General features: G+C 72.1%; 12 protein-coding genes. 1 reads left to right on the forward strand and 11 read right to left on the reverse strand.

Going from position 1 to position 13,890, the window contains the following annotated elements:
- Positions 1 to 279: 279 nt before the first annotated feature.
- From AB0G79_RS03085 to mshD, 7 genes are all read right to left on the reverse strand, one after another.
- Positions 280 to 708 (reverse strand): NUDIX hydrolase, encoded by a 429-nt coding sequence (locus AB0G79_RS03085; RefSeq protein WP_360799250.1) that lies wholly within the window; start codon positions 706 to 708, stop codon positions 280 to 282.
- Positions 705 to 1,700 carry a CHAD domain-containing protein gene (locus tag AB0G79_RS03090; RefSeq protein ID WP_360799253.1) on the reverse strand — a complete coding sequence of 332 codons (996 nt, stop codon included), beginning with the start codon at positions 1,698 to 1,700 and terminating at the stop codon, positions 705 to 707. The genes AB0G79_RS03085 and AB0G79_RS03090 overlap by 4 nt, the downstream gene beginning before the upstream one ends.
- Complete coding sequence (locus AB0G79_RS03095; RefSeq protein ID WP_360799256.1) at positions 1,687 to 4,104, reverse strand: RNA degradosome polyphosphate kinase; 2,418 nt, start codon at positions 4,102 to 4,104, stop codon at positions 1,687 to 1,689. The genes AB0G79_RS03090 and AB0G79_RS03095 overlap by 14 nt, the downstream gene beginning before the upstream one ends.
- Before the next feature lie 251 nt (positions 4,105 to 4,355).
- The gene (locus AB0G79_RS03100) at positions 4,356 to 5,309 is read right to left on the reverse strand and encodes an ABC transporter permease (RefSeq protein ID WP_360799259.1); all 954 of its coding nucleotides are present in this window, start codon (positions 5,307 to 5,309) and stop codon (positions 4,356 to 4,358) included.
- The gene (locus AB0G79_RS03105; RefSeq protein ID WP_360799261.1) at positions 5,306 to 6,145 is read right to left on the reverse strand and encodes an ABC transporter ATP-binding protein; all 840 of its coding nucleotides are present in this window, start codon (positions 6,143 to 6,145) and stop codon (positions 5,306 to 5,308) included. Before AB0G79_RS03105 ends, AB0G79_RS03100 begins: the two co-directional genes overlap by 4 nt.
- Positions 6,142 to 6,531, reverse strand: coding sequence for a GntR family transcriptional regulator (locus AB0G79_RS03110; protein WP_360799263.1), 390 nt, complete (start codon positions 6,529 to 6,531; stop codon positions 6,142 to 6,144). Before AB0G79_RS03110 ends, AB0G79_RS03105 begins: the two co-directional genes overlap by 4 nt.
- Positions 6,532 to 6,636: 105 nt before the next feature.
- Positions 6,637 to 7,563 (reverse strand): mycothiol synthase, encoded by a 927-nt coding sequence (gene mshD, locus AB0G79_RS03115; RefSeq protein WP_360799266.1) that lies wholly within the window; start codon positions 7,561 to 7,563, stop codon positions 6,637 to 6,639.
- 181 nt (positions 7,564 to 7,744) lie between these two features.
- Between mshD and AB0G79_RS03120 the strand changes: the two genes are divergently transcribed.
- Positions 7,745 to 9,574 (forward strand): bifunctional metallophosphatase/5'-nucleotidase, encoded by a 1,830-nt coding sequence (locus AB0G79_RS03120; protein WP_360799269.1) that lies wholly within the window; start codon positions 7,745 to 7,747, stop codon positions 9,572 to 9,574.
- A 132-nt stretch (positions 9,575 to 9,706) separates the two neighbouring features.
- On the opposite strand, the gene AB0G79_RS03125 is transcribed toward AB0G79_RS03120, so the two are convergent.
- From AB0G79_RS03125 to AB0G79_RS03140, 4 genes are read right to left on the reverse strand one after another with little or no spacing between them, the layout of a single operon-like run.
- Complete coding sequence (locus AB0G79_RS03125) at positions 9,707 to 10,501, reverse strand: nucleotidyltransferase domain-containing protein (RefSeq protein ID WP_360799272.1); 795 nt, start codon at positions 10,499 to 10,501, stop codon at positions 9,707 to 9,709.
- Positions 10,501 to 11,937 (reverse strand): HAMP domain-containing sensor histidine kinase, encoded by a 1,437-nt coding sequence (locus AB0G79_RS03130; protein ID WP_360799275.1) that lies wholly within the window; start codon positions 11,935 to 11,937, stop codon positions 10,501 to 10,503. The genes AB0G79_RS03125 and AB0G79_RS03130 overlap by 1 nt, the downstream gene beginning before the upstream one ends.
- On the reverse strand, positions 11,934 to 12,668 hold the full coding sequence (locus tag AB0G79_RS03135; protein WP_360799278.1) for a response regulator transcription factor: 735 nt from the start codon (positions 12,666 to 12,668) through the stop codon (positions 11,934 to 11,936). Before AB0G79_RS03135 ends, AB0G79_RS03130 begins: the two co-directional genes overlap by 4 nt.
- Before the next feature lie 32 nt (positions 12,669 to 12,700).
- The gene (locus tag AB0G79_RS03140; RefSeq protein WP_360799281.1) at positions 12,701 to 13,885 is read right to left on the reverse strand and encodes a trypsin-like peptidase domain-containing protein; all 1,185 of its coding nucleotides are present in this window, start codon (positions 13,883 to 13,885) and stop codon (positions 12,701 to 12,703) included.
- Positions 13,886 to 13,890 lie beyond the last annotated feature (5 nt).

A 13,890-nucleotide genomic window follows, 5' to 3' on the forward strand; every position in this document is an offset into this window, starting at 1 on the left:
CTGGGAGTGGGGCGTGTCCCCGGTCCCTGTCGTTGTACGGCGGCGTGTGTCGGTTGGAGGTGCATCGCTGTGCTCCGTGCACCGTGTGAGTCCGAAATTAGGCAGAACAGGTGAAGCGGTCGGCGGGGGAGGGTGAACGGAAAGTGAACCGTGCCGGAAGGACGGGGGTGGGCCTCCGGCCTGGGCCGGGAAAGGGCTGAGCCCGGCCATCGGCCGGGCTCGGAGGTGGGGGCGGGGAACGTGGGTGGGGCGGGGGCGCGGGTGGGGCAGGGGACGCGGCTACGCGTGGGCGGTGGGGACCGCCGCGTCCAGGAGGGTGCGGTCCCGGGGCTGGGTGAGGCGGTGCCGGGCCGTTCTCGGCGGCAGCCAGACGAGGGCGTCGATCTCCTTGGTGGGGATGAAGCCGCCGTCCAGGGCACGGGCCGACCAGTAGACGACCTCCTTGGGGCGGCCGTCCACCGTGTAGTGGGCCGTCGGGAGGCGCTCGCCCAGTTCGCAGCGGCGGCCCGTCTCCTCCAGGACCTCCCGGAGCGCGCAGGCCTCCGCCGACTCGCCGCGCTTCCGCTTGCCCTTCGGATGCGACCAGTCGTCGTACTTCGGGCGGTGGACCAGCGCGATCTCGATGCCCTCGCCCGAGGGTGCCGGGCGCCAGAGGACGCAGCCCGCCGCCTGGATGGGGGTGGTCGGGTCGGGGGTGGGGGCGGTCATGAGGCGTGGGCCTTCGTTCTGTGCCAGGCCTGCTGGAAGGCGAAGCGGGCCGCTTCGACCTCGTGGCGCTGGTCCGCGTGGAGGACGCCCAGGGCGTACGCCGTCGCCGGGGCGATCCTCGGGGTGCGGGCGGCCGCCGCCGCCGCGGCGGCGGCTTCCGCCGCGTCGCGGTGCCGGTCCAGGGCACGGGCCGACTCGTACAGGACGGGATCCGGTTCGCCGCCCGTGTGGAGGAGCTCGGCGGCGTACCGGTGCAGCCGGAGGAGGTGGCGGGTGCGGTGCCAGGGGGCGTCCTGGGCCTCGCCGGTGGCCAGGGCCAGGGCGTCCGCGTTGTACGGGTGGGCCGCCCGGGAGAGCGGGAGGGCGTTCACCGCGTCCAGGAGGCGGCGTTCCGCGAGGGCCGCCGGGGCGTCGATCGTCTCCAGGGCCGGGGCGCTGCCCGCCGGGCCGAGGGGGACGTCCGAGGCGAGCAGGGCCACGGCGTCCGCGACCGCGTGGAAGCGGGAGGAGCCGAGGGCCTGGAGCGCCGCCGAGTGGGCCCGGGTCCTGGCCAGGGTCAGCTGGCGTTCCAGGAGGGCGCCCGCGCGGGCCGCGCCGACGGTGAGGCCGGCGGCGCTCACCCCCGTGGCCTCTCCGCGGGCCGCCGGGACCTGGGCCCCGCCGTTCGACAGGCGGGACAGGGCGTCCACCAAGCGGACCAGCCGGGAGGTGTACGCGTGCTCGACGGCGAGCGTGCCGGAGAGCCAGGCGAGCTCGGTGCGCAGCTGGTCAGCCCAGGCCGTGTCGAGCAGCGGCCGGAAGGTGTGGAGGGTGCCGCCGATGCGCCGGGCGGCGCCCCGCAGCGTACGGGCGGCCTCCTCCGTACCGGTCGAGGCGGCGCTGCTGTCGCCGTGGATCCGCAGGCCGCGGAGGAAGTCCGCGGCCCGGGCGTGGAGATAGGGGGCCACGACCTCCCCCGCCGTGACGTCCCGCAGGGGGTCAAGGTTGTGCACGCCGGCGCCTCCGCGCGTCGATGAGCATCTCCTGCACGTGCCGGAGCGGCCGGCCCTCGGGGTCGGTCGCGTGTCGCGTCCAGTTCCCGTCGGGTCCGAGGTGCCAGGAGGAGGTGGTGTCGGACATCCCGGTCTCCAGGAGCCGGGTCAGTGCGGCCCGGTGCGCCGGGTCGGAGACCCGTACGAGGGCCTCGATCCGGCGGTCCAGGTTGCGGTGCATCATGTCGGCGCTGCCGAACCACACCTCGGGTTCGCCGCCGTTGCCGAAGGCGAAGATCCGGGAGTGTTCGAGGAAGCGGCCGAGGATCGAGCGGACCCGGATGTTCTCCGAGAGGCCGGTGACGCCGGGGCGTACGGCGCAGATGCCGCGGACCCAGATGTCGACCGGGACGCCCGCCCGCGAGGCCTGGTAGCAGGCGTCGATGACGGCCTCGTCGACCATGGAGTTGACCTTGATGCGGACGTAGGCCGGGCGGCCGGCGCGGTGGTGGGCGATCTCCTTGGTGATGCGGGAGACGAGCCCGTCGCGCAGCGACTTCGGGGCGGTGAGCAGGCGGCGGTACGTCTCGCGGCGCGAGTAGCCGGAGAGCCGGTTGAAGAGGTCGGAGAGGTCCGCGCCGACCTGCGGGTCCGCGGTGAGGAGGCCGAGGTCCTCGTACAGCCGGGCCGTCTTCGGGTGGTAGTTGCCGGTGCCGACGTGCGAGTAGCGGCGCAGCGTCTCGCCCTCCTGGCGCACGACGAGGGAGAGCTTGCAGTGCGTCTTGAGGCCGACGAGGCCGTACACGACGTGGCAGCCGGCCTCCTCCAGCTTCCGCGCCCACTTGATGTTGGCCTGCTCGTCGAAGCGGGCCTTGATCTCGACGAGGACGAGGACCTGCTTGCCGGACTCGGCGGCGTCGATGAGGGCGTCCACTATCGGGGAGTCGCCGGACGTCCGGTAGAGCGTCTGCTTGATCGCGAGGACGTCCGGATCGGCCGCCGCCTGCTCCAGGAACGCCTGTACGGAGGTGGAGAAGCTGTCGTACGGGTGGTGGAGGAGGACGTCGCGTTCGCGCAGCGCCGCGAAGACGTCGGGCGCGGACGCCGACTCGACCTCGGCGAGGTCGCGGTGCGTGCCCGCGACGAACTTCGGGTACTTCAGCTCCGGCCGGTCCTGCCCGGCGATCCCGAAGAGGCCGGTCAGGTCGAGGGGACCGGGCAGCGGGTACACCTCGGCGTCGGAGATCTTCAGCTCGCGGACGAGGAGGTCGAGGACGTACGGGTCGATCGACTCCTCCACCTCCAGCCGCACCGGCGGGCCGAAGCGGCGTCGCATGAGCTCCTTCTCCAGGGCCTGGAGCAGGTTCTCGGCGTCGTCCTCCTCGACCTCCAGGTCCTCGTTCCGCGTCACCCGGAACATGTGGTGCGCCAGCACCTCCATGCCGGGGAACAGCTCCTCCAGGTGCGCCGCGATCACGTCCTCCAGGGGGACGTACCGCTGCGGGGACGCCTCCAGGAAGCGGGAGAGGAGGGGAGGGACCTTCACGCGGGCGAAGTGGCGGTGGCCGCTGACCGGGTTGCGGACGACCACGGCGAGGTTGAGGCTCAGGCCGGAGATGTACGGGAAGGGGTGCGCCGGGTCCACGGCGAGCGGGGTGAGGACGGGGAAGATCTGCTGGCGGAAGAGGGTGAAGAGGCGCGCCTGCTCCTTCTCCGTCAGCTCGGGCCAGCGGATGAGGTGGATGCCCTCGTCGGCGAGCGCGGGGGCGACGTCCTGCTGGTAGCAGGCGGCGTGCCGGGCCATGAGTTCGCGGGAGCGGGTCCAGATGAGGTCGAGGACCTCGCGGGGCTGGAGGCCGGAGGCGGAGCGGGTGGCGACGCCCGTGGCGATGCGGCGCTTGAGGCCGGCGACGCGGACCATGAAGAACTCGTCGAGGTTCGAGGCGAAGATCGCGAGGAAGTTCGCTCGTTCGAGGAGGGGGGTCGTCGGGTCCTCGGCGAGTTCGAGGACGCGCTCGTTGAACGCGAGCCAGCTGCGTTCGCGGTCGAGGAAGCGGCCCTGCGGGAGCTCGGCGCCGAGCTCGCCGTCGCTGACGAAGGTGTCCGGGTCGGCGTCCATGTCGGCCTCGGTGGCCCGCTCGGCGGCACGGTCGGTCTCGGCGTGCGGGTCGGCGTGGGGGCGGCGGGCGGTTATGGGACCGAAGGCGGAGGGCGCGGAGGGGGCGGCGGCCGGTGCGGCGGGGGCAGCGGGGGCGTTCTTGGTGGCCGGGGCCTTCGCCGGCGCCTTCGCCGGGGTCTTCGTCGGGACCTTCGCTGGGACCTTCGTCGAGGCCTTGGCGGGCGTCTTGGACGACGTCTTGGACGAGGTCTTGGCGGACGACGTGGCGGAGGACTGGACCGGGACCTCGGCGGGCTGCTGGCTCATGGGCCCATTCTTCCGCGCGAAGGGGCGGTCGGGCGCGTCGGAGCGGCCCGTGGGGTCCGGGAGTCTCCCCTTCGGGAGGACCGCCCTGAGGGGCGTGGGCACGGAGCGCGTCATTGCGTGAGCGTCGCAAGCGCGTCTGAATGGCCGGTAACGGGGACGTGTCGTACGGGAATCGGGGATTGATCAGGGGCGGGGCCCCGGGAGGGCTCCGCCCCTGGGGGTGGTCTACGCGCGTTCTCTCCTCGGCCTCTCTAGGCGTGGCGGGCGCGGAGGAGGCGGAAGGCGACGAGGATCGCTGTCGCGGCGAGGGCGAGGAGGATGCCGGACTCGATGAGCTGGGTGGGCCAGAAATGGGACTCGGGGTGGTAGTCGAGGTACTGGGCAGCAATCGGTTCGTCCGGGCGGCAACTGCCGCCGGGCATCGTCTCCGGAGAGCAGAACCAGCCCGGAAGGCGCCGACCGGAGACGCCGATCAGCCCTTGGCCCATGATGAGGCCGTCCTCGGGCATCGTGAGCATGGAAGCGTTCTCGATGGCCGGACCAGTGACCGTGACGACCGGAAGGAAGTCCCAGCGCACCAGGCCGAGGACGAACAAGGCGGTTCCGGTGACCAGTCCGGTGACAGCCATGGCCACGACCGTGCGGTGGATCAGCAGGCCGGTGAGAGCGCCGACGGCGAGGGCGAACAGAACATAGGCGGAGAGAGCGGTGCCGAGGATCTCGTACGAGCCCCGGTCGGCCCAGTGGAGCTGGCTGACTCCACCCACCCGGGACCAGCCGAGCGCGTAGACGGCTGTCAGGAGGAGGGTGGTCACGAGGGCCCCGGTCCCGGTGATGAGCAGCTTCGAGCGAAGCCAGGTCGTGGGGCTTACCGACTGGGTGAGGGAGAGCTTGTACGTCCCTGACTCGAACTCGCGCGCGATGAGCGGGCCCGCGACGAAGGCGCCGACGAGCAGGGGCAAGAAGACCATGCCGATGGCCAGTTCTCCCTGGGCGAACCTGAGCAGACCGTAGGCGTGGTTGTCACGGGCTGTTTGCCAGTAGCCGCCTTCCGCCTGCACGTCCGGGTACTGCGCGTCCCAGATCCGCAGCCCCCCGATCACCGCCAGCGCCGCCGCCACCAACCCGGCCGCCAGCCACAGCGTCCGCCGGTACTGGCGGACCGTCACCCAGTAGGAGCCCTTCAGGGCGAAAGCGCTGCTCATGCCGGGGCTCCCTCGGGGGTGCGGAGATGGGCGAGGAGGAGGTCCTCCAGGGAGGGTTCCTGGGTTTCCCAGGGGCCTTCGATGGGGCCTTCACGGCGTACCAGGGCGGTGAGTTGACGGCCCGTCGTGCGGGCCTCGATGACCTGGTGCGGGGCGAGGTCGGCGACCGGGCCGGTGAGGAGGGTGTGGGCTGCGAGGAGCTCGTCGACGGGGCCGTCGAGGCGGATGCGGCCGCCGTGGAGCAGGAGGAGGTGGTCGCAGGCGCCCTCCAGCTCGGTGAGGATGTGCGAGGACATGACGACGGTGGTGCCGTGTTCGGCCGCGTCGGCCATGAGGAGGCCCATGAGCTGGTGGCGGGCGAGTGGGTCGAGGTCGGCCATCGGCTCGTCGAGGAGGAGCAGTTCGGCCCGCTTGCCGAGGGCGAGCGCGAGGGCGACGCGGGTGCGCTGGCCGCCCGAGAGGTTCCGTATGAGGGAACGCGGGTCGAGTTCGTCGGCGATGACCCGTTCGGCGGCGGCGCCGTCCCAGCTGCCGGGGTTGAGTTCGCGTCCGAGACGCAGGGTGTCGGCGACGGTGAGCCGGGGATGGAGCGGCTTGTCCTGGGCGACGTACGCGATCCGCTCGCGCGGCGGGGCCTTGATGGTGCCCTCGGTGGGCTGGAGGAGCCCGGCCGCGAGGGCGAGGAGTGTGGACTTGCCGGCGCCGTTCGGGCCGACGAGGGCGCAGATCCGGCCGGTGGGGAGGGCGAAGTCGCACTCCCTCAGGGCCCAGCCGCGCCCTCTCCCCCTGTACTGCTTGCCCAGGAGGTCGGCCTCCAGGGCCGTGTCCTTCGTCATCGGTCGTCGTCCCCCTCGAAGTGTTCCTTCAGTACGGATGTGAAGAGCGCGGCCACGTCCTCCCGCTCCAGCCCCGACGCCCGGGCCCGCCGTGCCCAGTCGGCGAGTTCGCCGCGCAGGGGGGAGTCGGCGGGGGCGGTGCCGAGGGTGGCGCGGACGAAGGTGCCGAGGCCGCGGCGGGCCTCGACGAGGCCTTCGCGTTCGAGCTCGCGGTAGGCCTTGAGGACCGTGTTGGGGTTGATGGCCGTCGCTTCGACGACCTCGCGTGCGGTGGGCAGTTTGTCGCCGGGTTCCAGGAGGCCCATCCGGAGGGCCTGCTTCGTCTGCTGGACGATCTGGAGGTAGGTGGCGACGCCGCTGCGCCGGTCGATGCGGTACTCGACCACGATCCCTTCCACCACCCTTTCACTAATCAAGTAGTGAAAGGGTGGTGGAAGGAAGGGGCGGTGTCAATGGGTGATCATTGACAACCGCCCCTCGGGAAAACGGACTTACGACTCGGTTCGGTACATCAGGTCCACCTCGTGCGTCGTGAAGCCGAGCCCCTCGTACACCCGTACCGCCGCCGTGTTGTCCGCGTCCACGTACAGCATCGCCGTCGGCAGGCCCTGGGCCGCCAGGTGCCGCAGGCCGATCGCCGTGAGGGCCTTGCCGAGGCCGCCGCCCTGGGCGCGGGGCAGGATCCCGACCACGTACACCTCGCCGAGCTGCTCCTCGGCGTGCGTCTTCGTCCAGTGGTAGCCGACGAGCTCGCCGTCCTTCTCCGCGAGGAAGAAGCCCTTCGGGTCGAACCACGGTTCGGCCATCCGGTCGTCCAGGTCCCGCTGGGTGAGCGAGCCCTGCTCCGGGTGGTGGGCGAAGGCCGTCGCGTTGACGGCGAGCCAGGCGGTGTCGTCCGCGCCGGGGACGAAGGTGCGGATCGTCACGCCGTCCGGGAGCGTCGGCTCCGGGACGTCCAGCGGGGTCAGCGGGCGGCGCATCTGCCGCAGTTCGCGGAAGAGCGTCAGGCCGAGGACCTGGGCGAGGTGCCGGGCCGCCGCCTTGCCGCCGTGGGCCCAGACCCGCAGCCGCTTGCCGGAGGCGGTGAGCAGGGCCGTGCCCAGGGCGCGGCCGTGGCCGCGGCCCCGCTGTGCCGGGTGGACGACGAGCTCGGCGGCGGGCGCCTCGATGGGGTCGGTCTCCTCCAGCTGGGCGTAGCCGTAGAGGTCCGGGCCGACGGTGAGGAGGAAGTGCCGGACGCCCTCGCGGCGCCCGTTCCGGAGGTAGAGGCGGCCCTGCTCGGACACCGCGTGCAGCCCGTCCGCCTCGTCGGCGGCCTCCAGGAGGGCCAGGACGTCCTGGACCTGCTCGGGGGAGAGCTCGTCATACGTGTGGATCTGCCGCCCCGGTTCGAGGGTCGGCGCCGCGTCGGAAGTCATGCGTCCGAGCCTACGGCCGACAGGTCGTCAGGCAGAGGCAACTGTCTTGTAACCAGCCAACCCCTGTTGCGCTACGCGCGTTGACTCTAGGCTCTCGCGGGACGGGGGTAGATCAAGGCCGCGAATCGGGCACGCGATCAGGCGCGCGAGTCGGTCACCGGGCAACGGACGAGTGGGAGAGATGGCAGCTACACCGAGGAAGAACAAGACGGCGCGGCGGATGCTGGCCGCCGGGGCGGGGCTCGTGACCGTCGGGGCGCTCGTCGCCGCGATGCCTTCTGCGGGTGCCGCGGGAGACGAGTTCGTCAGCCAGAGCACGAACGGCAAGGGCTGGGGCCGGATGGTCGACGTCCAGCTGCTCTCCTTCAACGACCTGCACGGCACCCTGGAGCCGCCGAGCGGTTCCTCCGGTCAGGTCACCCGCCTCAAGGAGGACGGCACCACCGAGAAGGTCGACGCCGGCGGCGTCGAGTACCTCGCCACGCACCTGCGCGACGCCCGTGAGGGGAATCGTTACTCCATCACGGCCGGCGCCGGCGACCTCATCGGCGCCTCGCCGATGCTGTCCGGTCTCTTCCACGACGAGCCCACCATCGGCGCGCTCAACGCCCTGGACCTCGACGTCACCTCGGTCGGCAACCACGAGTTCGACGAGGGCGCGCGCGAGCTGGCCCGCATGCAGAACGGCGGCTGCCACCCGACCGCCGGCTGTTACGTCGACGGCAAGCCCTTCGGCGGCGCCGACTTCCCGTACCTCGCGGCCAACGTGACGGACGAGAAGACCGGCAAGCCGCTGCTCGACCCGACCTTCATCTGGGAGAAGGACGGCGTCCGGATCGGCTTCATCGGCGTGACCCTGGAGGGCACCCCGAACGTCGTCACCGCCGAGGGCGTCAAGGGCCTCAAGTTCGGCGACGAGGTCGAGACGATCAACAAGTACACGAAGATCCTGGAGCGCAAGGGCGTCAAGTCCATCGTCGCCCTGATCCACGAGGGCGGCATGCCCGCCTCCGGCGCGGTCAACTACACCTGCGACGGTGACGGCGACGGTGACGGCGAGGGCGTATCCGGCGCGATCGTCGACATCGCGAAGAACGTGTCGCCGCAGGTCGACGCCATGGTCACGGGCCACACCCACCAGGCGTACGTCTGCTCGATCCCGGACCCGAACGGCAAGCCGCGCCTGGTCACCTCGGCGTCCTCCTTCGGCAAGGTGTACACCGACACGACGCTGACCTACGACCGCGCCACCAAGGACATCGTGCGCACGGCCGTCGACTCGGCCAACCACGTCGTCACCCGTGACGTCCCGAAGGCCGGCGACCTCACCCAGCTGATCGAGGACTGGCGCGCGCTCGCCGCGCCGATCGCCAACCGCCCGCAGGGCTTCATCGCCGCCGACATCAACGGCCGCGGCTCCACGGCGTACGAGAAGCCGCTCGGCGACGTCATCGCCGACGCGCAGCTTGAGGGCCTCGCCCCGGCGGACAAGGGCGGCGCGCAGCTCGCCCTCATGAACCCGGGCGGCATCCGCGCCGACCTCGTCTACAAGCAGTCCGGCTCCGAGGGCGACGGCGTCGTCACCTACGGCGAGTCCTTCACCGTGCAGCCCTTCACCAACATGATGAACGTCGTCGACCTCACCGGCGCCAACCTCATCACCGCGCTGAAGCAGCAGGTCAGCGGCTCGAACCTGAACTCGATCAAGATCCTTCAGATCTCGAAGGGCCTCACCTACACGCTCGACATGACGAAGACGGGCGCGGACCGCGTCGTCGACGGCACGATCAAGCTGAACGGTGAGCCGATCGACCCGTCGAAGACCTACCGCGTCGCGATGAACGAGTTCCTCGCGGGCGGCGGCGACGGCTTCGGCGCCCTCGCCACCGGTACGAACAAGCTGGTCGGCGCGTCCGACCTGGACCTGTTCAACGCCTACCTCGCCGCCAACACCTCGGCGGCCAACCCGCTGCCGGTCCCGGCCGCGGACCGCATCACGGTCGTCAAGTAACACCCGGCGGTACCCCGAGGGGGCGGGCGGAATCGTTTCGGCGATCCGCTCGCCCCCTTTCGCGCGCCTCGGCGTCCCTGTGCCTCGGCGTTCGCGTGCCTCGACGTCCCCGCGGCTCAGCGACCCCGTGCCTCAACGCGGGGTCTTCTCGCCGTGCACGGAGGTGTACTCCGCCGCCAGCCACGGCCCCAGGTCCTCGATGAGCTCCTCCAGGGTCTTCGGCTCAGGGGCCGTCCGCGACCTGCCCGCCGTGACCGCGCGCCGCATCTGCTCCGCCCGCTCCGGGTAGTGGTCGCCGAAGATCTCCGCCGAGCGGTCCAGGTCGCTCGTCCAGCCGCCCCAGCGGGGCATGACGAGAGTGAAGCCCGTGCGGACCAGGCGGCGACCCACGTGGCGGCCCAGCAGAGGGTCCGTGCCCTCCGCCGCCCTCGTCCGCCAGCCGGGCAGGACGCGGGCCAGGTCGCCGTTGGTCTCGCGGGCGAGGAGCGAGGTCGGGCGGTACGGGGGCAGGTCGTCGGCCAGGTCGGGGCCGAGGAGCGGGGTGCAGAGGCAGGCCACGAAGAAGCCGAGGTCGTGGCGTTCCAGGTTGCTGAGGAGGGTGGCCCGGCCGGACAGGAGGATGCCCGCGCCGTCGATCTGGGGGAGGGCGCGGTCGAGTGCGGCCTCCAGCGCGCGGGCCGTCGCCCGGTCCGCGTCCGTGGGCTCGTCGTGCAGGGCCAGCTGGACGTCCAGGTCGGAGGCGCCGGCGGTCGCCGTGCCCCGGGGGACGCTCCCGTACACGTACGCGCTGTGCAGCCGGTCAGGGCCGAACGCCTCGGCGATACCCGCGCGCGCCGCCTCGACGACGGGGGCGAAGGCGGGGCGCACGCGGTCGAGGGAGCCTTCGCGGGCGATCGTTCCGTCGGGGTTCAGGCCGTGGTCGTTCATCAGGGAAGGGTGGTCGGTGCGGGTGTCCCCGTCGAGCCGATTTCCGGCGGCGGCGTCGGCGCGCCCGGCAGCGCGAGCCTCGCGACCGTGCCGCCGCCCTCCGCCGGGGAGAGGGAGATCGTGCCGCCCGCCTGCTGGACCGTGCGCGCCACGATCGACAGGCCGAGGCCCGAGCCCGGCAGGCTGCGGGCCGACGGGGAGCGCCAGAAGCGGTCGAAGACGTGCGGGAGCTCGTCGGCGGGGATGCCGGGGCCGTGGTCCCGTACGGTCAGTTCGCCCCTCATCAGGGTGACCTCGACCGTGCCCCGGGGCGGCGAGAACTTCACCGCGTTGTCGAGGACGTTGACGAGCGCGCGTTCGAGCGCCGCCGCCTCTCCCCGTACGTACCAGGGGGCGAGGTCCGTCACGAAGGTCAGCTCCGGGCCGCGCAGCTTCGCCCGGTCCAGGGCCGTCCGCAGGATGCCGTGCAGCGGTACGACCTCCAGGACGCCGGGCCGGGCCGTGTCGGGGCGGGCCAGTTCCTGGAGGTCGCCGATCAGTGACGCCAGCTCGGTCATCTGCGCCTTCACCGAGGCCATCAGGGCGCGCCGGTCGTCCGCCGGGATCGTCCGGCCGGTCTCCTCGATGCGGGCGAGGAGTTCGATGTTGGTGCGCAGGGAGGTGAGCGGGGTGCGGAGTTCGTGGCCGGCGTCGGCGATGAGCTGGGACTGCCGGTCGCGGGAGGTCGCGAGCGCCGCCGTCATCGCGTTGAAGGAGCGCGAGAGGCGGGCGATCTCGTCCTCGCCCTCGACGGGGATGCGGACGGTCAGGTCCTCGGTCGCGGCGACGTGCTCGACCGCGCCGGTCAGCCGGTCCACGGGTTCGAGTCCGGTCCGCGCGACCCACAGGCCGGCCGCGCCCGCGCCGACGACGCCGATTCCCGAGACCAGGAGCAGCACCCAGCGCAGGGTGGACATCGAGTTGTCGATCTCGGAGAGCGGGCGGGCGACGGAGACGGCGATCCCGCTGATCGGGCCCTCCTGCGGGTAGGTGTAGACCCGCATCTCCCGGCCGTCCCCGTCCTTCGTCGTGTGCAGCGCGTACGCGAGACGGCCCTGCGCCACGGCGAGGTCGGTCGCGCTCGCCGGGATGGGGGCCTGCCCCGAGGTGCAGACGCCGCCGTTGGAGACGATGACCTGGACGGTGTACGAGCCGCCGACGGGCGGGGGCGTGGTGCCCTGGCGGCACATCGTCAGGAGGCTCTGCACGGACGACGGGTCGAGCCGGCTGTTGCGGAGCGCGTTGTCCATCTCCGCCTCCAGCTGCGCCCGGGTGACGAACCAGCAGGCCGTGGAGACCGCCGCCACGGCGACGGCCACCGCGAAGGCGGTGAGCAGGGCGAGGCGGGACCGCAGGGGTCGGGAGCGGAACCAGGTCAGGGGACGGAAACCCTTCACTCGGTTCCTCCTCCTCCGCGCAGGACGTAGCCGACGCCGCGCACCGTGTGCACGAGGCGCGGCTCGCCGCCGGCCTCGGTCTTGCGCCGCAGGTACATCACGTACACGTCGAGCGAGTTCGAACTCGGCTCGAAGTCGAAGCCCCAGACGGCCTTCAGGATCTGCTCGCGGGTCAGGACCTGCCGGGGGTGGGCGAGGAACATCTCCAGGAGCGTGTACTCGGTGCGGGTCAGCTCGACCGTCCGCCCGTTCCGGGTGACCTCGCGGGTCGCCAGGTCCATGCGCAGGTCCTCGAAGGACAGGACGTCCTCGTCGGCGGCCGGGGGCGCCCCGGCGGGGGCGTACGAGCTGCGCCGGAGCAGGGCCCGGATGCGGGCGAAGAGCTCGTCGAGCTCGAAGGGCTTCACGAGGTAGTCGTCCGCGCCCGCGTCGAGGCCGGTGACCCGGTCGCCGACGGTGTCGCGGGCGGTCAGCATGAGGATCGGCACGGTCGAGCCGGAGGCCCTGATGCGGCGGGCCGCGGTGAGCCCGTCCATGCGGGGCATCTGCACGTCGAGGACGACGAGGTCGGGGGCGTACGTCTGGAGCCGGTCGAGCGCGTCGAGGCCGTCGACGGCGTCCTGCGTCTCGTACCCCTCGAAGGCGAGGCTGCGGCGCAGGGCCTCGCGGACGGCGGGCTCGTCCTCGACGATGAGGATGCGTTCGGCTTCGCTCGACTGCTGTCCTGTCATGGGATCAGCCTCGCACGAGGCCGCCGCGCCGGTCAGTTCGCGCCGCCCGCGCGCAGGCTGTCGAGGTCGGCCTTCACGGTGTCGACCGGAATGGCGAATCCGAGTCCGACACTTCCGGCCGTCGAACTGCTGGAAGAGCTGGGCGAATACATGGCCGAATTGATTCCGATGATCTCGCCGTTCATATTGATCAAGGCGCCGCCGGAATTACCGGGGTTCAGCGAGGCGTCGGTCTGGATCGCCTTGTACGTCGTCTTCGACGAGCCGGTGTCGCCGTTGAACTGCTGGCCGCCGAACTCGAACGGCCAGCCCTGACGGGGGTCCCACTGCTGGCCCTGGTCCTGCCCCTGGCCGTCGCCGCCGCTGTTCTCGTCCTTCGCGACGGTCACGTCCCGGTCGAGCGCCGAGACGATGCCGCTCGTGACCGTGCCGGTCAGGCCCTCCGGGGAACCGATCGCCACGACCTCCTCGCCGACCTTCACCTTCGAGGAGTCGCCGAGCGTGGCCGCCTTGAGGCCCGAGGCGCCCTGGAGCTTGATGAGCGCGAGGTCCTTGTCGGCGTCGGTGCCGACGACCTCGGCCCGGTACTTCTTGCCGTCGCTGAGCTGCACGGTGATCTCGGAGGCGCCCGAGATGACGTGGTTGTTGGTGACGATCTCGCCGTCGGAGGTGATGATCACGCCCGAGCCGGTCGACTTCCCGGAGTTCGAGCTCGCCGAGATCTCGACGATCGAGGGCGAGACGGCCTGGGCGACGCCCGCGACCGTGCCCGCGCTGCTCGCGGAGACGTTCGTGCCGCTCACGGCCGAGGAGGCGGTGGCGGGGGAGTCGGAGGTCCACTGCTGGACGAGCGTCGCCGCACCGCCGCCGACCGCCGCGGCGGCGATGGCCACGGCCGCGACGAGGCCGACACCGCGCTTGGCGCGGCGGCGGGGGACGGGGGAGGAGGCCGGGGAGCCGGTGGGGTACGGGGACGGGTTCGCGAGGGGCGGCTCCACGGGCGGGACGTTCCCGCCGCCGGAGGGCCAGATGGTGGTGCCGGGCTCGGTGGTGATCGGCTGCGTGGCCTCGTAGCCGCGCGTGGCCTCGTAGCCGTGCGGGGCGTCGGGCCCGTGCGGGGCCTCGTACGACCGGCCGTCCGGGGCGTACTGCGGCCTCGGGGGGTACGTGGGGTCGTACGGCTGCTGCTGCTTCGGCTGCTCCTGGAAGTCCGTCATGGCTC

The organism is Streptomyces sp. NPDC020807, from assembly GCF_040641575.1.
Taxonomy (GTDB): domain Bacteria; phylum Actinomycetota; class Actinomycetes; order Streptomycetales; family Streptomycetaceae; genus Streptomyces.

What these genes read in the sequence shown, in the direction of transcription:
- AB0G79_RS03085 (WP_360799250.1), bottom strand. Translation starts at nt 708, where the DNA reads ATGACCGCCCCCACCCCCGACCCGACCACCCCCATCCAGGCGGCGGGC.
- AB0G79_RS03095 (WP_360799256.1), bottom strand. Translation starts at nt 4,104, where the DNA reads ATGAGCCAGCAGCCCGCCGAGGTCCCGGTCCAGTCCTCCGCCACGTCG.
- AB0G79_RS03100 (WP_360799259.1), bottom strand. Translation starts at nt 5,309, where the DNA reads ATGAGCAGCGCTTTCGCCCTGAAGGGCTCCTACTGGGTGACGGTCCGC.
- AB0G79_RS03105 (WP_360799261.1), bottom strand. Translation starts at nt 6,145, where the DNA reads ATGACGAAGGACACGGCCCTGGAGGCCGACCTCCTGGGCAAGCAGTAC.
- mshD (WP_360799266.1), bottom strand. Translation starts at nt 7,563, where the DNA reads ATGACTTCCGACGCGGCGCCGACCCTCGAACCGGGGCGGCAGATCCAC.
- AB0G79_RS03120 (WP_360799269.1), top strand. Translation starts at nt 7,745, where the DNA reads ATGGCAGCTACACCGAGGAAGAACAAGACGGCGCGGCGGATGCTGGCC.
- AB0G79_RS03125 (WP_360799272.1), bottom strand. Translation starts at nt 10,501, where the DNA reads ATGAACGACCACGGCCTGAACCCCGACGGAACGATCGCCCGCGAAGGC.
- AB0G79_RS03135 (WP_360799278.1), bottom strand. Translation starts at nt 12,668, where the DNA reads ATGACAGGACAGCAGTCGAGCGAAGCCGAACGCATCCTCATCGTCGAG.
- AB0G79_RS03140 (WP_360799281.1), bottom strand. Translation starts at nt 13,885, where the DNA reads ATGACGGACTTCCAGGAGCAGCCGAAGCAGCAGCAGCCGTACGACCCC.